Raw genomic sequence first — 17,478 nt, 5'->3', positions numbered from 1 at the left:
GAGTTGACCGCGTACCCATCACCAGCACGGAGGTGCGCTGCTCAGCCGCGAGTCAGTGGAACCAGACGACGAGGCGTACGTTCTCGACTCCGTGGATTTCGCTGAGGATGCGCATGACGCTCCAGACCCGGCCCCAGTCGGTATCGGTCCCTGCGGCTGAGGCGCGGGTTCGTGTGCCTGAGGCGTTGGTTTCCTGCCAGTCCGTGGCGTCTAACTCGGCCCAGGTCAGCCAGGTGGTCCCGTGTACATCGTGAGGGCCGCCGTAGCCGGCGAACTCAGCTCGCAGCCCAACCGAGGCGTCGTCGGGGAAGCCACGATCTTCTGCCAGGGGCCGGAAGCCGTAGGAGTTGCGGATTCCGAAGAGGCAGGCCAGGCCCTCGTAGGCGTTGCCCCTGTTGAGGAGGAAGAGATCGATGCCGACCTCCCATACGGAGTCCTCGTCGTCGGGGCCCCACAGGCGGGCCCCTGGCCGGCATTCGATCATTCCGCTCACGTCGGTCGACATGGAGAGATCCTGCCTGCGCAGGTCAGGAGCAGGCACCTCCATTTCCCGGACTCGCGCGATACCGGTCTGTCCTGTCGCAGATTGGGTGGCAGGTGATGCGGCGCTGACCTGCGTAGCTGCCAAGTAGTCGGCGGCCAGGTGTTGGCGGCATTCTCAAACGATCTGGCCTTCGCGGGTCCGTCACTCCCCCGTGGTGGCGGACCACGCTCACTCCGTATCCGAAGCCCGCACCTGCATCTGTTCGCGCTCGGGTGGGCAGGCCTCGTCGAGGGCCTGCCGCAGGTCGACTACATCCGCAGCCGCACGCCGGGCTGGCCGACATCCCTGGTGGTGCGGACGGCGACCGAGGTGCCCCACGTTTCCGCGACTGCGGCCTGGAAGGCGAAGACGCTCTCGTCGTCCATCCCCGCCACGTCGACGACGAGAAGGCCCGGTTCGGACAGGTGCGCTTCTTGGATCGGATCCACGTCTGTCACCACGTGCTCGTGCACGACGGAGTTCCTCACCTTCGACCGGTTCACCCGACCGGAGTAACTGTCAGAGGCGACGGCTACCGCCCTGACCTGATCAGATCGCCGAACTCCTCGGAACGCACATGGGTGTCGGAGTCCGTGCCTGGAATCCGAGCCCTTAGATTCCAGGCACGTTCAGGCGTTTCGGCTCGGGAGCACCGGAGGCGGGAGCACCGGAGGCGGGAGCCGGGCACGCCGAGTTCGTCGGCCAGGCCCACGGTCCGCGCGGCCAGCCGCAGTGATCCCGCCCCCGTGCCCTGCCGGCCCAGGTAGACGGCTTCCAGCCGCAGACGTTCCCCGGCCAGCTCCCGCCATGGCGCGAGCAGTTGCCCGGCCAGGTCGGGGCGGCCGGCGGACAGGGCGCGCACCGGCTCAGTGGCCGGCCCCAGCAGCACCATCAGGTCCTCGTCCGCATACGCGCGCAGGACCGGCCAGGACACCACCGGCCCGGCGCCTTCGGCCCCGGCGTGCGCGGCGGAGACCAGAGCGCACAGTCGCGCCCACCCGCTCGCGTTCTGCGCGAGCAGGGTGATCCTCAGCGGCGGTTCCACCACGTGCGCGCCGCCGCGCACGGGCGTACGCGGCCGCGCCGAGGCCGGGTCCGGGGAGTGCAGCGGGGCGACAGCCACGTCGACACCGAAGAGCGGCCGGATACCGGCGGCCGCGGCAGTCTTGGCGAAGCGCACCGTGCCCGCGACGGTGTCCCGGTCGGTCAGCGCCAGCGAGGTCATCCCGCGCTCGACGGCGCGCTGCACGAGAGCGCCGGGGAGGGATGCGCCGTAGCGGGCGGAGTAGCCGGAAGCGACGCGCAGATGAGTAAATCCACCGCTTCGCACCTCCTGACTGTCGTGTGCCCCTCTCTGACCTGTGGCCTCTCCAGGTATCCACCATAACTCGTAATCGCACAAGTGTACGAACGGGTGAATCGGCGCTACCCTGCTTCCCCGGCGGGGCTCCGGGGGCCGGAACGCCTCTGTTTCCCCACCCGGCGCGCCAGTGTGACGTGCGCCACATTAGCTCTGCGGGGCGGTTTTCTCCCCACCCAGAAGGACCGTGCCGCGGCACTCACTCCGTCAGGCGCTGCGCGGCTTTCGTGCCGCCGCCTTCTTGGCCGGCTTCCTCGCGGCCGTCTTCTTCGCCTTCGTCGACTTGGCCGCGGCCTTCTTCTTCGGCATGTCGTGGACGGTCGCGTCCTCGCCGCGCAAGGCTTGCGCCGACGCCACCGACTCTCTGAGCGCCGCCATCAGATCGACGACCTTCCCCGGCTCCTTCGGCTCCGGCGCCGTGGGCGGCTCCTGGCCCTCACGCTTCGCCTTGATCATCTCGGCGACGGCGTCCGTGTAGCGGTCGGTGAACTCCTCGCCTTCGAGGTCATCGCGGGACAGGCGGTCGATGAGGTGCTCCGCCTCGGCGATCTCGTCGGCTGTGAGCTCAACAGCTTTCGGGGTTAGTTCGGCGGGGTCACGGATTTCGTCGTCCCACTTCATCGCGTGCAAAACGATGACCCCCTCGCGCACCCGGAGCAGGCCCAGCCGCTCCCGCCCGCTCCAGGCGAACTTCGCCACGGCCACCTTGCGGCTCCGGTCCAAGGCCTGGACCAGCAGCTTGTAGGGCTTCGCCGCCACCTGCCCGTCCGGCTGCAGGTAGTAGCCCTCGCCGATCCGGATCGGGTCGATGCTGTCCGCCGGCACGAACGCCTCGATCTCGATCGCCTTGGCCGTCGGCAGCGGCATCTCCCGCAATTCCTCGTCGAGGACCGGAATGATCGTGTCCTTGCTGAGCTCGTAGCCTTTGCCGATCTCTCCCTGGGTAACCTCACGGTCCTCTACCGAGCAGAACTTCCGGACACGGACGCGGGACATGTCGGCAAGGTGAACCTGATGGAAGTGGATCGAGTGGTCCTCCGTGGCGCTCACCACGTGAATCGGTACGTTGACCAGGCCAAACGAAATCGCGCCTGTCCAAATGGTTCGGGGCATGGCTGACCTCCGCGACGTGCCCCGAGAAAACCAGCCTATGAGTGAGTAGCGGGTGCGGCACGTGGAGAACGCCTCGTATCCAGCTCTGGCTCGGGGCGCGGGCGAGTCGAGCCTGGGCGGGGGCGAAGCAGCGCCGACCTGCACGCCTATCTCCCCACACCGCGTCCGGCGATCCGGGAAGAACCTCGCGGGGCACGAGCCGGCGCCGCAACCTCTGTCCGGCACGTCCCTACGCACCTCCACACCTCCACACCTCCACACCGTCACAGCAGCCACGGTTTCGCCGTTCTTCGCGCTTTCACGCCGCCTTCCACCAGTTGCTGTACCCAAGCGATTCAGGGGACCAAGCCCAGCAACGCAGCCTGAGGCGATCGACCGGTGGATCTGGCTGGCGGTCGCTGGCTACGCCCAACTGCGGCCCGCACGACCACTGGCCGACAACCTCCGGCGCCCGTGGGAGCTAGCCCAGCAGAAAAAGCTCACGCCAGGGCTCCGCACCCACCGCTCTGCTCCGCCGACCGCGACGCAATCGTGCCCCGGTTGTCAGTGCCGCCCGCTACGGTAGATCCCGAAGAAGTAGAAGACGGCATGCCGCGAACCGCCGTTTCCGCTGCTGCCCCCGCGCCCACGCCGCACAGGGGCAGCGCCGCCGGACAAGGACCGAGGTCGGGTCCCGCGCAGCACCACTCGAAGGAACCCGTCTGTCCGGCTGCGCCCATTCACGCGACGTCCGGCGGGGAGCGTGGGATCCCGCCTGGAGACGACTGTGACCAAATCAGGCAGCGACTACCTCAAGCACCGGGCCCGGGAGATCGCCGACGCCAGCGGCCGCCGGTTCCCCGACGTCCTGGCCGAACTGCGCCGCACCCCCCGTACGGCACCGCGGCAGCCCTCCACGGAACTCGTCCTCGTCTGTGGCGGGTTGGCCCACCCCCTCGACGGCGGCCGATGCGCCCGCGCGGCCGGCCACAAGAGCTTCGACGGCGGCTGGGGCTGGTGCGGCTGGGGGCACAACGACGCCGTGCACATCAAGACCGGCTACAACGACGCCCAAGCACAAGCCCAGCGGGCTGAGGAGGACGCCCGCCGCGCCGCACTCACCGCGGAGGAACGGGCCGCCGAGGATGCCGAGTCAGAGGCCGCCTACTGGGCGGACATGGCCGAGGAGGCACGGGAGCCGTACGACCCGTACGAGGACAAGTACCAGGAACTGGTCTGGGAAGCGCAGGACGAAGCGCGTCGGGAGGCCGAGGCCTACCGCGACGACGCCGGGGACCCGTACACCGACGCGTACATGGAGGCACGATGACCACCGCCGCGCCCCCGTCGTACGGCCCTCTGCAGTTCCCCGACCGCGCAGGCCTGGCGCTGTGGCAGTTCGACCGCGCCCAGCGCCTCGGGCTCATCCCCGTCCCCGACGTGGCCGGTGACCGATGGTCGGCCGCCGTCTTCGACACTGCCGTCGCCCGCATCGACGCCATCAGGCAGGCGGTCGGCGTGATGCCCGATGTCGGCGCCGCCCGTGCCGAGGAGCACCTCGCCGAGCGGTTCACGATGACGGTGCACCCCGGAACCGCGGCCGAGTTGGCCCGCCGGGGCCACCTTCCCCGGCGTGGGGAGTATCGCGGCCGCCCGCTCTACTGCGGGCTGACCCTGGAGACCTTCCGTGGCGCTGACCGGCGCAAGGTCGAACGCGCCTCGGCCGCGGGCCATCTGCACATGCGCGATACAGCCGCCGCGGTCCTCGGGCTGAGAGAGAGCGACTTCGACCATCTGGTTCGGGCCGGGCTGCTCACCCACTGCGAGATCGTCCAGGGACGGCACCACACCCAGGTCCGCCTCTACCGGCAGGCCGACCTGGACCGGCTCCTGCGAAGCCCTCGAATCGACTGGCCTGCCGTCCACACGACGCCCCGGGGCCGTCGGTCCCCGCTCGCCGCCCTCCCCACCAAGGCGGTTGACCAGTGAACGTGCAGAGTGCCCACGGACCCTGCTGCCCGCACGACGAAGAGGAACCCCCGGTGCCTCACACTCTCCGGCACGCCACCCCTCGCCCCTCGAGCGCGGGGTCGGGCGCGGTGAACAGCCGGCCAGTGGACGGCGCGCGGACGAACACGCGGCTCGATGACCTCCTGGAGACACTCTCGCTGGAGGACCGGCTGGAGTTGGTCCGCCGGGTGCGGGTCGGCTCCCTGACACTGCAGGTCGGGGACCGAGTGGAGGCACGGCGCACGCTGCGGGGCTCCTACCCGGACGACGGCCTGGAGGCGGAAGAGGGATGCGGAGCGGAGCCGGCGGACTACTGCGTCCCCTTCCACGTGCCGGCGGGAACGCTCGGCCGGGTGACACTGGTCCGGACGTACATCACGCCGTTCCCCTACGGCGTCGCCTTCGACAACGGGACGGAGCTGAGCCTGGCTCAGGGCGACGTCGCCCGTGTCGCCGAGCAGCCGTCCGAGAGCGAGCGGGAACGAGACGAGGCGCTCTGGACCATCCCGCGCGACGCCATGTTCACCCTCTCCTGCTCACGGTGGATCGACCGGGTCGGCCGGGCCTGTCCACAGCTCCACCACCACCGCGGCCCGTGCGGACTGCCACCGAGGTGACGAGGGCGCCGGACCGAGCAGTTGCCAAGAGTTGTGGATCAGCAGCGGCTCACCATGATTCGCGGCTCAGGTGCACGAGACCTTGGACGGCGCCCAGGCGGGTGTGCAGGGTGGGCTCTGGGGCCGGGGTTTCGGTGAGCAAGAGGACCTGGACCGCCGGGTGTTCCGAGGTGTAGAGGTCGTCATCGCCGGGAATGGCGTTCGGCTGGATCTCGATGCATCCGTAAGTGCCCTGGGCGAGGTGGTACACGCCCCGGTAAAAGCTTTCGCGCTCGGTGAAGACCACATCGAGATGGCCGGTGACGAGGCGGACCAGTTCACTCATGGTGTGTGTGCTGGTGCCGTAGGTGTCGTAGTCGGTCATGATGGCCTGACCTTACGCCGCGAGGGTTTCGGGGCGTTCACGTCCAAGAAGCCGGGCACCACGTTCACACAGACCCCACCCGCCCGGGCGCCCCCGTCCCCGGCCCGAATTCGGCACCGTCCTCGCGGCCACGGCCTTTCCTGTCCAGGCCCCGTACCGCTGCTGCGACGGCAAGTTCCAGCGGATTGAGAGCAGGTGTGCTGGAGATCCCGGTTCACGCTGCGCCCGGCGGCTCCAACGCGTTGAGCAGCCGTTCCAGCTCCCTCCAGGAGCGGGCCCGCTGGCGGACGTAGAGCGGGCTGTCGAAGAACAGTGCGTGGCAGTGCTGGAGGACCCGTCACGGACGGCGGAACTGACCCGGGACCGCTGGTTCGACTGAGATCGGCGCGGATGGAAGGGCCGCCCCATCGGTGAGATTCCGGTGGGGCAGCCCTCTTCGCCTATCCCCAGATGTGCGCGTACATCGCTTCGTACCGGGTGTACATCAGACCCAGTTCTCGGGGCTTGTTCCGCACGTCCAGGAATTCGAGGACGAGCGAGAAAAGATGTTCCACGGCCTGGCGGTGCTGCTCCGAGGTCAGGTGGTCAGGGTCTTCCCAGTCGTTGAGGGGCATGTCGGGGAACAAGTCCAGGAGGACGAGCTTGTGCCAGTAGAAGCTGTTGCACTCGCCCCTGCGGACGACCAGCCATTCGGTGAAGCCGCGCATCAGTCCGCCCGACCTGCCCATGTCGATCCCCGTGAGGAACATGGCCGTCGGGTAGTAGGTGCCGTTCAGGCCGTGCGAATCAGGATGTTCGTTGAAACTCTCGATGAGCTGCTTGTCGTTCACTCGTCCCCTAGGCCTGCAGTTCGCTTCGTACCGCGTCGAGCTCGGCCTGGGCCTCGATGAGCTTCCTGGGGAAGTCGTACGTCGTCTTGTCTTTCTGCGCCACGCCGTAACGGTACTGCCGTTCGAAACTTGGCCATCGGTTCCAGGGCCCGGTCGCAGAACGGTACGCTGCTGACAGCGGCCGACGCATCGGTCCAAGCCAGCGCCCCGGCCCATGACCGGGACGCACCACGGCAAAGGTGCCCGCGGACTCTCCCAAGAGCCCGGACTGCGCGCATCAGTGCGAAAAGCACCACAACAACTTGCGGCCGCAGCGCCGTTGAGCCTTCCGCATGCTGCTCTTCATCGCGCGCATCGGGTCATGGGGCCGGGCACGGGAAGATGTGAGAGCTGTATGACCAGCAGCCACGGCCGCAAGAGCCGGGCCAGGAACAAGAGCCGCCGCCAGGGCGCCGCCTACGCCGCCGCCAACGCGGGAACCCTCCACACCCACGACAGCGGCCCCTCCGGCACAGACCTCCAGCCCACGGATCTCAGCCGGTGGGGAGTCGCGTCCGCGCCGGACATGCGGACCGCGGCCGCGCTGATCGGCGCGTGCATCGAGGGCTGCGGACCGTGCCGGCGCTCGTTGTCGGTGAAGCTCCTCGATGAGGATCCGATCGTGCTCGCGGTGACGGCCGGAGTCGTCTTCAGCCTGCACACGTCACGCGGTGCTGATGTGCGGGATGTCGCTGCCCGGCCAACTCAGGTGGTGTTCGTTCTTGCCGAGCATGCCCGCGCCGCCGGGGGCGACTTCAGGATGCTCCCGGCGGGCATCGAGCGGCTGCGTCTGCCTGACCGCGCGCAGCTCCTCGATGACGCGCTGGACCTGTGGGCCTCCTACGGTCAGCAGTATCCCGGCCTCATCCGCGGTGAGAACCTCGCGCGCGCTCTTCTCTGGTCCGACACTCCTGTCACCGCCGTCATGAACGGCCGCAGCAGTGACCGCCCCGACCGCGCTGACCATCCTCAACCGGGCACCTCTGCTGCCGAGCAGCGCGCCGTTCGACGTGCCCCTGACGGCGGTCTTGGACACGTGGGCAGTTCCCCGGTCCGTCCGGCTCCAGTGCCCGGCCGCCGTCCGTCTGTGCCCCGACACCCCAGCAAGGAGAACCAGTTCCCCATGAGCGAGCGCACCGACGACATCACCGTGAACGCGGAGAACTCCGCCCGCGCCTTCGCCGAACTCGTCTCCGGCCTCCAGCGTGAGAGGATCGTGCATCCCGTCCAGGCCATGCCTGTCCACGCTCTCCTCACCCGCAGCGCAGGGGAGTTGAAGACGGTCCTCACACTCCTGAGAGCCTGCGTCGAGGAGCTCCAGGAACAGGGCCTGCTGATGACCGACTACCGGGGTGAGCCCCTGGACCGCGTGCTCCACCGCTACACCGAAGCCTCCGCCGCAGCCGAGGAACTCGCGGGAGAACTGGGCCAGGCCGCCGACGTCACGAAGGAGGACCCAGCGCCCAGTGACGGCCCGGGCGCGGACTACTTCCTGGCCGTGCTCGCTGCCGACCTCCAGCAGCAGGGGATCGAATACCCGCTGGAGGCCTACCGCATCTACAGCTACCTCACCCGCTGCGCGGGCGAAATGCGGACGGCCCTAGCCCTGCTCAAGAGTTCAGCCCAGGAGGCAGGGAGTGAGGAGGCCGTCCAGCGGTACTCCGCCTCATCCTTCACGGCCGTGCAGCTCGCGGGGGCTCTCGGCGCGGCGTACTCCGCTGCCGGACACCTGGCCTACAACGAGGAGCCGGGCAGGGGAGTGTAGTCACCGCGCACTCGGCCTGACCGATCGTCGGACGTATGGGTGATCGCCCGTCTGAGGGCGGGGTGACCGGAAGCCGGGGCCGCGATGATGTGGCCCCGGCCTCCGACGTTCTGAGGCTGCGCGGAGAGGGACTGGCCACCTCTTTCACACATCGAACCCAGCAAATTAGTGAGATGAACCCTATCAACGTGTGGCTTTAGTCAGCTGGTGGTGTTAGTTCTGGTATTCTGTAAGGGAGTTGAGTCCAGGGAGGGTGAGTGAGCCAGCCACCGCAAGCGCAGGAGCCGACGTCGGCCAGTGACGCCCGCAGGGATCTCTACGGCCTGGTCAAGAGCGCCAAGGACGACGGGGTCACCACGCTGATCCACAAGTCGGTCAACAAGCGGGTCGAGCGGGTGCTGCTGGCCCCGCTGGACCGGTTCCCGGCGGCCAGGAAGGCCGGAGCCTTCCCCACCTGGGCGCTCAGCGCGGCGCAGAAGGAGTTCGGCATCCTGATCAGCCGGGCGGCCGGCGGAGAGCCTCAGGTCCTGCGCCGGAACAGTACGCCGATCGCCGTCCTGCTCCCCGCCGTTCCCAACGCGATTGCCCTCTCACCCGACACGGCCGCACCCGCAGGTGCGGCGACCGCAGGAGGTGCGGTGACCAGCCAGCCCACTCCCACCCGTGAGCGCGGCCGCCGCCTCGCCACCCTCGGCGACGCCATCGGCGCAGTCCTTGCCACCGGCTCCGCTCCCGGCCTGTCCTTCGGTCTCGCGCGTCTGGACGAGGCGACCGGCGGCCTGCACCCGGGCCGTCTGATTCTGGTCGCGGCCGAACCGCAGGTGGGCGGCAGCCTGATCGGCCTCGCCGCCGCCCGGGCCGCGCTCGCCCGTAACGCCCGTGTCCTGTACGCGGCGTCGGGCCCGAGCAGTACGGACATCACGCGCCGCATCATCGCCGCGGAGGCCGGTGGCGACTACGCCCGGCTCAGGACCGGCACCCTCACCGAAGACGAGCAGCAGGTCGTCGAGCGGCTGCGCCACGCACCGCTGCTCATCGATGACGGCAGCGACCTGACCGCCGAGGCGATTGCCGACACCGCGCCGCTCGCCGACGATCTGGCCCTCGTGGTCGTCGACCGGCTGCAGCGGGCCCACAACCCGCGCCTCCCGCTCTCCGGCAAGCACCTGCCCGAGGCCAGCCAGGTCCTGCGGGAGCTGGCCCGCTCGCAGAACGTACCGGTCCTCGCGGTCGTGGACACCGCCGACCCGGCCGTCGTCAACCTGCTGGACGCCGACGTCATCCTCACCCTCACCAACACGCCCGGCCAGCCGACGACGACCGTGACCGTCGCCGAACGCGACCTGGGCATCATCGCCACCACCAGCCTGCGCCCCGACCTCGCCCACGCCCGCTTCCTCGACACCACCCCCGACTCCGCACCGGCCACGTCCACGACGGCCACCGGTACGAGCGCGGCCGCCGAGGAACTCCCGGACACCGTGGACCCGATGGGCAGCACCGCCGACCGTGAACTCGCCGAGGCGGCCCTCCCGTTCACCTCGGGCGCCGTCAAGGGACTGCCCGCAGAAGCGACCCGCCTCCTCTCGGCGCTGCGCACCGCACTCGCCGGCGCACACGTGAAAGACCTCGACGACCTCCACGCCCCGCTCAAGAACCTGGCCGCGGCCGGACTGCAGACGCCCGACAGCATCGAAGGCCAACGTCTCGCCGCAGCCCTGCACGCCTACAACACCCCCGCTCCGGCGGCCGCAGCCGACGCACGGGTCGCCGAGGACGGCGACGAGGCGCGCCGGGATGACGATGACGGTCTGGTCCCGGGTGATGAGCAGGACGAGCCGGAGGGTGCGATCTTCCCGGCCCTACGGATCCTCAAGGAGTCGGTGGGCCGGTCGAAGATGCACCCGATCCCGGTCATCCGCACTGAGGAGCGGGGGACCGGGCCGTGGCCGTTGATCAGTGAGGACATGGACGGGGAGCCCGGCTGGGTGCACCCCGACGTCACCAGTGCCCGCGTCGCTCACGAGCGCAATGGCAAACGCGTACGGCGCGACCAGCTCGACGTCCCCGCCTCGTTCGGGGACGGTCTGATGTGCCTGATCGACCGCAACGGCTCCTTCCCCTCCGCCTGCTCCGCGGTGCCGCTCGCCCCGAACAAGCTCCTGCACACCGGCCCCCTGGACCTCTTCGACAAGAGCCAGGCCGGCATCTACCAGATCACCGTCCCGCAGTGGGACTACCCGTCCATGCCGCACCCGCTCGGACGCCTCGCCGAGCGGCCCGACGAGCAGGGACGGGTATGGGTGACCACCCCGCACATGAAGATGCTCGAACGCCTCCACCGCGACGGCCACCTCACCGAACCGGTGGTCATCCACGACTCGTGGACGGGCAAGGCCAACGAGTCCCTGTTCAAGCCCTTCTACGCTGCGACCAAGGTGGCCCGCACCGAGCTGATCCAGGCCGGCGGCGAGCCGTACAAGAACTACAAGACCCGCCTGTCGATCGCGCTGCGTCTGCTGTGGCCCAAGCGCCCGGAGTCGCGGTCCCCGTTCTGGCGGCCGGACTGGCGCATGAGCATGGTCGCCGAAGCCTCCGTCCGGCACTGGACCGTCGCCTTCAAGGCCGTCCAAGCCGGCCACACCCTCATCGCCCTGCGCAATGTCGACGCCGCACTCTTCTGGGTCCCCGACGAGACGGCACCCGACACGTACCGGGTCGGGACCGGCTTCGGCGAAGTGAAGGCCAAGTTCATCCAGCCCGGCACGTTCATCCCGGAAGGTGACGACTGATGGCCGGGCCCACCGGCCGCGGAGGCTCCCTCGGCGCCGCCCTCAACGACCTCCTGCGCACCCAGGTCACCCCACACCACCGGCTTTCCACCTACAGCGCCAAGCACTGGCACGCCCAGCTCAGCCAGCTCACCGGCACCCGCCGCGGCTACGAAGCCCTCGACAGCGCGGGCCTCGACGTCCGGCCCGACACCCTGATCAAGTGGCTGTCGGACCCCGAGTACAACGTCCGCCGCAGCTACCGCGACCTCATCCACACCGCCTACGAGAACGTCGCCATCGTCCCCGCCGAACCCCTCACCGACACCGTCAGGAACCGCCAGTACGAGATCAGCGGCCTGGTCAAGACCGGCAACGACGAACGCGAACGCGGCAACCAACGCGCCGCCCCGCTGCGCATCGACGCCAGCCGCGGCGACTGGACCGACATCGAAACCCGCTGGCTCGCCGGCGACCTGCGCGACGACGACCTCGAAGACCTCTTCATCGACGAGATCATCGTCTCCGACATCGGCGCCGGCACCGACGGCTGGGAGTTCAGCGGAAGCGTGTACACCGTCGAGCTCCGGTGACGTTCCCTGCTATCTCTGCACTTGGGGGACCATCGCGACCCGGTGTACGCGGGGTGGCATGTGAACGGAGAGAGCGGCAATGACTGGTGACAACGCCCGCAGCAGCGAGACAGACAGGTTCCTGAGGGCTCCTGTGCAGGTCCCTCAGGAGATCATCGCGGTTCTCAGCGCGTGCCACGTCTTCGTATCGGACCGGCTTGCCACGTTCGCGGCCGACGAGGAGGACGCGTTGCTGAGTTGCGGTCAGCTGCTGGGGCTGGCAGGCCTGGTGGCCCTCGCGGAGTGGGAGTGTGAGCAGGCTTCTGGTGAGACGGCCGCGGATGCGGGGGCGACGGTCTGCCGTGACCTGAGGACTGTGCTGAAAAGGGCCTTGGACGAGTTGCTCGTCGGCCGGGAAGTCGTCGTGGATGACAGCTGGATGATGAAGGATCCCGACGACGATCTGGAGCGGCCCACCGTGCATCGCGGCACGATCACGTCGTGGAAGGGCGAGCCGGCTCTTGCGGCGACCCTTATGAAGGACAACGGCGCGACGATGACCGTATCCGTGCATCTGTGGACGGTCACCGATCGCGCGACGCGCAAAGTACTCTTCGGCAAGCTCTCGTAGGACAGCAACGGTGCCGTACACACGCTGGGGTGAGACCAACCGCAGAGGGCCTCGAACTGTAGCTACGGACCCATCACCTGATCGAACTGGTCGCCTGCCGGCCGGTCGTATCGCCGCAGGACCAGCGCGTGCCGGAAGTTGCGTGATTCTCAGCGAAGGCTGTTGACGGCGCGGACCGGTAGGCCTGGAACGGCAGATCCGCTGCGCTCAGGCGTTTGGGAGTCGACTCAGCCGACGCCACAAGAAGTTGATGGAGCGTCAGGAGTCGGTTGCAGGACGCAGCGCACACCGAGTCGCATACGGGACCTGAACGCACGCTCCGTGTGCGCTGCGGCGGACGCTCAGAAGGTGGCTCTCCCTCAGGGTTCGTCGTTGGCTCGCTGGACGAGGTAGACGTCCGGCCACTGCGTGCGACTGTCGTCCAAGATGGCCGCGGCCCGTCGCCGGGAGATCTCTCCCAGGGGCTCGATGTCCTCCAGGGACTCGGACGCGATGCCGTACTCCATGTCGACGGTGTCGCTCATCTCTTTCTCCTCGGAGAGGTGTCGCGTGTGATCAGGCACGTGGCTTCAGCTTGACCAGGCGGACGGGCTGCCCGTCGAGAAGGAATTCGTCGATCAGGGCGTCGGTGATCTCATCGTGCTCACCCACCTGGGGCAGGCCGAGGGTGAGGTGGAAGTCGCGAAGCGCTGCTCGGATCCGGTTCGGCAGCGTTGCCTGGTCGGGAGTCTCGGCTGGGTCCGAGGCGATGGTCAAACGGGCCTCGCGTGGTGCGTCGATACCCGTGACGTGCACATCGATCAGGTTGAGTCCGGCTTCCGTCAACGCCTTTCGTGCCGTGTCGTGCATCGCGATCGCCGCCAGGTACTCCGTCACCTGGTCACGGCTGAAGGCCGCGGCAACGGACCGGGCGACGGCCTTGGCGGGGGTGCCGCTACGGAATTCCCGCGTAATGGCGTCGACCAGGGCGCGCTTTCCGCCCAGGAAGTTGTCGAGTTCAGTCCCGATGTCCATACTCTGAAGCGTATCGGCTGGACTGAATCCAGTCCAGCCTGATTTCAGTCCAGAGAATCTTGACCGTTGCTCGCCGTGACCGCTGTCCAAGATCTGTGCCAGAGCCCCCCAAGACGCCTGATCTTCGCGAATTGTCCACGAATCGGGGCCAGTTGGAGTCACCCGGATGGGGCCGCCGACGCCCGCCCTAGCCACACCCTGAGAGGGGGCCTGTATGGCGCTCACCTGGCGCTACGTCGTGCAGCCCGACGGCGACTTCTGTCGCGTCGCCAACATCGACGGCAGCATCGACAACACCAGCGACGAAGAACTCGCCCTACTCTGGTCCGGCCGGGACGAAGACGTACAGCCGAACCGGCCCTGCTCCCGCTGCGGTGCCACGCTCCTGCTGCAGTGGAACGGCCCGCTCATGACCGGCGTGTGGATGGAGCTGTGCACCGTCTGCGACGCCCACCGTCCGGCCGCCCGGGCGTTCATCGACTGGTACGGCGATCCGGACCGCGATCCCACGGCGGTGCCCCGGCTGTTCGAGAACTGGGAGACCGAGACCATGCACGCCCACGGCTGGACCCGCGCTCCTCGGCCCGAAGCCTCACCCGGTGCGAGACCGCATCTGAGCCTTGTGCCACCCGGATCCGGTGCACGGGCAGACGGCGAAGCCCCGGAGACCGACTGACCGACGTCCGACGTAAGGCCCCCGCGCGGCGCCTGCGGTCCGGGCGAGTGCTGGGCAGCGGGCCCGAGTTGGCGGCACGGCTGTCTCTCTGGTGCTCCGTGAGCGGCGGGCGCTGTTCAGCCACCTGGCGAACCTCGAACGCCGTTCGCCCGTAGGCAGTCGGCCCGGAAGAGACCAGAGGGAACACCGTAGGGATTCTGCGGTACACCGGTAGTCATGAAGCTGGCCGACCTCAGTCCGCTGTTCGCCCGCCGCCTCAAGCGCGGACTCACCTTCCATGAATTTCGCGCCGACCCTGCGCTGGCGCTGCTTCGCTGGCCGGACTGCGTCCTCGAGCAGTTCCTCTACGAGCACGGTGGTAGCCACCCACCCTTTGAGGAGGACTACGGTCACATCGATCTTGAGCGCATCGTGTGGCGACTAGAGGTGATCTCGCGTGAGGACTTCCGCGACATGCCCACCGGAGCGTCCGAGGCCGGCCTCATCGAACACATCGCCAAGCACCCGGTGTACTGGGTCAGCGTTCGTCCCGAACAAATCGCCTGCCACTGGGAAGATCACGGCACCTGGATGCGTCCGCCGCTCCTGATCGACCGGCGTTTCCTGGCAATGCCGGACGCGGGTCTTCAGGTCCTGGAGGGCCGAACGCGCGTCGGCGTTCTACGAGGCCGCCTACGCGAGGGCATGAAGGTGGCACCCTGCCACCAAACCTGGGTCGGACACCTGCGGGACGCCTCCGCCTAACGCCGGCTGCCACGAACAGACGAACGGCGCCTCCGTTGTTCTGGTGCCCCAGAACAACCCGGTTCACCTGGTGCTACCGGCGTGCTCGCGCTCGGGCACGAGGAAGGCGCTGCACCGGAGGTGCAGCACCTGGAGACTCTCGGCGACGGGAGGGGGGCGCGGGCTGCTGTGCGGACGACGGGGAAGGGGGAGTTAGCTATCGCGTCAGCGGCCAGCATATTCGTGCATAGGCATCTGCCCACCCTGCACATCGACGTCGAGAGCACTGAACTGAGCCTACTGGTAACCGACTTCTACTGAGCGGGGGATCCGTGCTCCGCCGGCGGAGCACCGATCCCCCGCTCAGCGTAGGGTCCGCAGGCCTGCGTTGAGCAGGTCGGGCACGGTCTCGGGCGGTACGACGCGCATGGCCACGTAGGTGAGGACGAGGGTGACGATCGCGGTGAGGGCGATCCGGACGATGCCGGTGACCTCAGTGTCCTTGGCTCTGTCCATGGCCCGCGTGACGATGACCAACAACACGAGCAGGGCCAGCAGGAGGAGAACGATCATGATGGTTGTGTTCCTTCGACGAGAGGGTGTTCACCTCTCGGTCCCGGGCACCGGCCCTACCGGCATAAATCTTGGAAGTCTGACCGGGTGTCCCGCTGACCGGCACGGCGCCGCTGCTCGGCGACCAGCCGTCTGGTCTTCCGGCGGACGCGTTCGCCAAAGGCGCCGGGGTCGGCGGCGCCGGCCACGGCCGCAGCTTCGGTCCAGGTGGTGCCCTCGCCTTCCGCGAGCGCGAACACGACCTGCTGCTCGGCCGGATCCAGAGCGCGCAGTACGCGGTTGAGCCGTTCGTCCTCGTACGCTCCGCCGGTGGTGTGGGTGAGCAGGTCGATGTCGGCGGCGACCAGGTCAAGAAGGGACATCCCGCCGAGGTCGGCATCCAGGGAGAGCACTCGGCCGTGCCGGGTGCGCCGGCGCCACAGCGGAACCAGTTGCCGGTGCAGCGTCCGGGCCTCCGCCCGCAGGGCCCCAATGGCCGTGGAGGGAAGGTGTCCCGTCTGCCACAGGGAGCTGTCCCAATCTCCCATCAGGGCCGTGGAAACGGCTTCCCTCCACCGTGGACTGCGCGGCACGGTCAGAACTCTGCGGCAGAGGGAGTCGAGGTGGGCGTGTTCTACCTCGGGGTCGTATCCAGTGAAGCGCGCGACTTGTCCGGCCGCCGATCTACGGCAGTTGAGGGCTTCGACCAACTCCGGGTCGCAGCCGCTCTGGACGTCGGTACCTTGCCACGGCAGTTCGAGCAACCGGATGCCGTCCTCGACCTGTTTGACGGCCATGGTGATGACGGTCCCCGCGCGGAAGGTCTGCGTCACCCACTGGTCGTGACCGAAGAAGGGAATCATGCTGTGGGGTGCTCCTAGTGAGGCGAGGGGTGTTACCTCTCGGGGCCGGGCAGTGTTACGACCGGCAATTAATCTTGAAGAATCTCATCGGCCGCCTCCTGCGCGTCGTTGTGCGGTGCGGCGAGCCTGTTCGGCGGCGAGTCGTTTGGTCTTGCGGCGGATGCGTTCGCCGAAGGCCGCCGGCTCGGCTACCCCGGCCGCGGCTTCAGTCCAGGTGGTGCCCTCTCCCTCGGCGTAGGCGAACACGACCTGCTGCTCAAGCGGGTCGAGGCCGCGCAGCACTCTGTTGAGCCGCTCGTCCTCGTACACCCCGTCCGCTGTGCGGGCGAGGTAGTCCACCTCGGTGGTGACCAGGTCGTACAACGACAGCCCGTCGCCCAGGTCCGCATCCAGCGACAGGACCCGCCCGTGCCGGGTCCTGCGCCGCCACAGGGGCACCAGTCGGCGGTGCACCGTGCAGGCTTCCGCTTTCAGAGCGCCGAGCGCCGTGAAGGGCAACTGCCCGCTCTGCCACAGCGGATCGCACCAGGGGCCAGCCAGGGCGGTGGAGACGGCTTCCCGCCATCGGTCGCTGCGGGGCACCATCAGCACCTCGGCGGCGATGTGGTCGACGGAGGCGTCCTGATCGGCAGGAGGGAGGAGGCTTCCTGTTGCGCCGGTCCTCCGGCCGTAGACGGCACTGCGGATCATGACGGCCTGTGCGAGGTCCGGTGGACACCCCGGAAGCCCCATGAGCCTCGGCAGGCTGTGGATCAGCCCGATGCCGCTGAGAGGACGGGGGAATCCGGCACGGCGTTTCAAGCGGATGCCGTCCGGTGTGGCGGCGATGAACTCGTTCGTGTCTCCAGCACGGCGTCCGGGGACGACGAGGTAGTACTCGGGGTTCACTACGAGTTGCTCCTTGCGCGGTCGGGACCTTTCATCTCTCGGTCCCGGGGAGCGGGGCCACTGGCAATGAATCTTCGCCGCGCCGGTGTGATCCGGGTCACGGCCTGGAAGGAGGCGGTACCAGGAGGGCGAGGTGCTCCCAGTCGGTGGCGGCTGCGGCGTGAACCAGCTTGGTGCGGGTGGCCGGT

The 17,478-nt window shown here is 68.5% G+C and carries 19 protein-coding genes and 1 pseudogene; 9 read left to right on the top strand and 11 right to left on the bottom strand.

The features are described from left to right. Nucleotides 1-52: 52 nt before the first annotated feature. The 4 genes and pseudogenes from ACIBLC_RS39595 to ACIBLC_RS39580 all read right to left on the bottom strand — a co-directional run bounded on the left by ACIBLC_RS39595 (nucleotide 53) and on the right by ACIBLC_RS39580 (nucleotide 2,996). Entirely contained in the window at nucleotides 53-505 is a 453-nt protein-coding gene (locus tag ACIBLC_RS39595; RefSeq protein WP_399216341.1) for a hypothetical protein, read from the bottom strand. Nucleotides 506-792: 287 nt separating this feature from the next. Beyond that, the gene (locus ACIBLC_RS39590; RefSeq protein WP_399216340.1) at nucleotides 793-996 is read right to left on the bottom strand and encodes a DUF6207 family protein; all 204 of its coding nucleotides are present in this window, start codon (nucleotides 994-996) and stop codon (nucleotides 793-795) included. A gap of 212 nt (nucleotides 997-1,208) precedes the next feature. Further along, nucleotides 1,209-1,853, bottom strand: a pseudogene (locus tag ACIBLC_RS39585) (PHP domain-containing protein); the annotation flags it as partial. Nucleotides 1,854-2,090: 237 nt separating this feature from the next. Further along, entirely contained in the window at nucleotides 2,091-2,996 is a 906-nt protein-coding gene (locus ACIBLC_RS39580; protein WP_399216352.1) for a Ku protein, read from the bottom strand. A 766-nt stretch (nucleotides 2,997-3,762) separates the two neighbouring features. Between ACIBLC_RS39580 and ACIBLC_RS39575 the strand changes: the two genes are divergently transcribed. Genes ACIBLC_RS39575 through ACIBLC_RS39565 form a run of 3 tightly spaced genes read left to right on the top strand, consistent with a single transcriptional unit; the run spans nucleotide 3,763 to nucleotide 5,602 of the window. Then, complete coding sequence (locus tag ACIBLC_RS39575; protein ID WP_399216339.1) at nucleotides 3,763-4,305, top strand: hypothetical protein; 543 nt, start codon at nucleotides 3,763-3,765, stop codon at nucleotides 4,303-4,305. Beyond that, nucleotides 4,302-4,964 carry a hypothetical protein gene (locus ACIBLC_RS39570; RefSeq protein ID WP_399216338.1) on the top strand — a complete coding sequence of 221 codons (663 nt, stop codon included), beginning with the start codon at nucleotides 4,302-4,304 and terminating at the stop codon, nucleotides 4,962-4,964. The genes ACIBLC_RS39575 and ACIBLC_RS39570 overlap by 4 nt, the downstream gene beginning before the upstream one ends. Before the next feature lie 53 nt (nucleotides 4,965-5,017). Beyond that, on the top strand, nucleotides 5,018-5,602 hold the full coding sequence (locus ACIBLC_RS39565; protein WP_399216337.1) for a hypothetical protein: 585 nt from the start codon (nucleotides 5,018-5,020) through the stop codon (nucleotides 5,600-5,602). A gap of 49 nt (nucleotides 5,603-5,651) precedes the next feature. On the opposite strand, the gene ACIBLC_RS39560 is transcribed toward ACIBLC_RS39565, so the two are convergent. Then, nucleotides 5,652-5,966 carry a hypothetical protein gene (locus ACIBLC_RS39560; protein ID WP_399216336.1) on the bottom strand — a complete coding sequence of 105 codons (315 nt, stop codon included), beginning with the start codon at nucleotides 5,964-5,966 and terminating at the stop codon, nucleotides 5,652-5,654. A 440-nt stretch (nucleotides 5,967-6,406) separates the two neighbouring features. Then, a complete protein-coding gene (locus ACIBLC_RS39555) occupies nucleotides 6,407-6,796 on the bottom strand; it encodes a hypothetical protein (RefSeq protein WP_399216335.1) in 390 nt (129 codons plus the stop codon). Nucleotides 6,797-7,190: 394 nt separating this feature from the next. Here ACIBLC_RS39555 and ACIBLC_RS39550 point away from each other — a divergent pair, with 394 nt between their 5' ends. The 4 genes from ACIBLC_RS39550 to ACIBLC_RS39535 all read left to right on the top strand — a co-directional run bounded on the left by ACIBLC_RS39550 (nucleotide 7,191) and on the right by ACIBLC_RS39535 (nucleotide 12,574). Continuing rightward, nucleotides 7,191-8,600 carry a hypothetical protein gene (locus ACIBLC_RS39550; RefSeq protein WP_399216334.1) on the top strand — a complete coding sequence of 470 codons (1,410 nt, stop codon included), beginning with the start codon at nucleotides 7,191-7,193 and terminating at the stop codon, nucleotides 8,598-8,600. Between the two features lie 257 nt (nucleotides 8,601-8,857). Next, the gene (locus ACIBLC_RS39545) at nucleotides 8,858-11,392 is read left to right on the top strand and encodes a DnaB-like helicase C-terminal domain-containing protein (protein ID WP_399216333.1); all 2,535 of its coding nucleotides are present in this window, start codon (nucleotides 8,858-8,860) and stop codon (nucleotides 11,390-11,392) included. Next, the gene (locus ACIBLC_RS39540) at nucleotides 11,392-11,964 is read left to right on the top strand and encodes a hypothetical protein (protein WP_399216332.1); all 573 of its coding nucleotides are present in this window, start codon (nucleotides 11,392-11,394) and stop codon (nucleotides 11,962-11,964) included. Before ACIBLC_RS39545 ends, ACIBLC_RS39540 begins: the two co-directional genes overlap by 1 nt. Before the next feature lie 79 nt (nucleotides 11,965-12,043). After that, nucleotides 12,044-12,574: a hypothetical protein gene (locus ACIBLC_RS39535; protein WP_399216331.1), complete on the top strand. Its 531-nt coding sequence runs from the start codon at nucleotides 12,044-12,046 to the stop codon at nucleotides 12,572-12,574. 359 nt (nucleotides 12,575-12,933) lie between these two features. On the opposite strand, the gene ACIBLC_RS39530 is transcribed toward ACIBLC_RS39535, so the two are convergent. Together ACIBLC_RS39530 and ACIBLC_RS39525 are read right to left on the bottom strand one after the other, a co-directional pair. Then, a complete protein-coding gene (locus ACIBLC_RS39530; RefSeq protein WP_399216330.1) occupies nucleotides 12,934-13,098 on the bottom strand; it encodes a hypothetical protein in 165 nt (54 codons plus the stop codon). Nucleotides 13,099-13,129: 31 nt separating this feature from the next. Beyond that, nucleotides 13,130-13,588 (bottom strand): hypothetical protein, encoded by a 459-nt coding sequence (locus ACIBLC_RS39525; RefSeq protein ID WP_399216329.1) that lies wholly within the window; start codon nucleotides 13,586-13,588, stop codon nucleotides 13,130-13,132. A gap of 214 nt (nucleotides 13,589-13,802) precedes the next feature. On the opposite strand from ACIBLC_RS39525, the gene ACIBLC_RS39520 reads away from it, so the two are divergent. Continuing rightward, nucleotides 13,803-14,264 (top strand): DUF6300 family protein, encoded by a 462-nt coding sequence (locus ACIBLC_RS39520; protein ID WP_399216328.1) that lies wholly within the window; start codon nucleotides 13,803-13,805, stop codon nucleotides 14,262-14,264. A 216-nt stretch (nucleotides 14,265-14,480) separates the two neighbouring features. Beyond that, a complete protein-coding gene (locus tag ACIBLC_RS39515) occupies nucleotides 14,481-15,008 on the top strand; it encodes a hypothetical protein (protein WP_399216327.1) in 528 nt (175 codons plus the stop codon). A 342-nt stretch (nucleotides 15,009-15,350) separates the two neighbouring features. On the opposite strand, the gene ACIBLC_RS39510 is transcribed toward ACIBLC_RS39515, so the two are convergent. The 3 genes from ACIBLC_RS39510 to ACIBLC_RS39500 form a co-directional block, all read right to left on the bottom strand. Further along, nucleotides 15,351-15,560, bottom strand: a complete 210-nt coding sequence (locus ACIBLC_RS39510) for a hypothetical protein (protein ID WP_399216326.1) — start codon at nucleotides 15,558-15,560, stop codon at nucleotides 15,351-15,353. A gap of 56 nt (nucleotides 15,561-15,616) precedes the next feature. Continuing rightward, nucleotides 15,617-16,402 (bottom strand): hypothetical protein, encoded by a 786-nt coding sequence (locus ACIBLC_RS39505; RefSeq protein ID WP_399216325.1) that lies wholly within the window; start codon nucleotides 16,400-16,402, stop codon nucleotides 15,617-15,619. Nucleotides 16,403-16,486: 84 nt separating this feature from the next. After that, nucleotides 16,487-17,290, bottom strand: a complete 804-nt coding sequence (locus ACIBLC_RS39500; protein WP_399216324.1) for a hypothetical protein — start codon at nucleotides 17,288-17,290, stop codon at nucleotides 16,487-16,489. Nucleotides 17,291-17,478 lie beyond the last annotated feature (188 nt).

Origin of the sequence: Streptomyces sp. NPDC050535 (genome assembly GCF_044457665.1) — a bacterium.
GTDB lineage: Bacteria > Actinomycetota > Actinomycetes > Streptomycetales > Streptomycetaceae > Streptomyces.
Note: the sequence above shows the minus strand (reverse complement) of the source record. Positions and strands in the feature narration are given on the sequence as shown.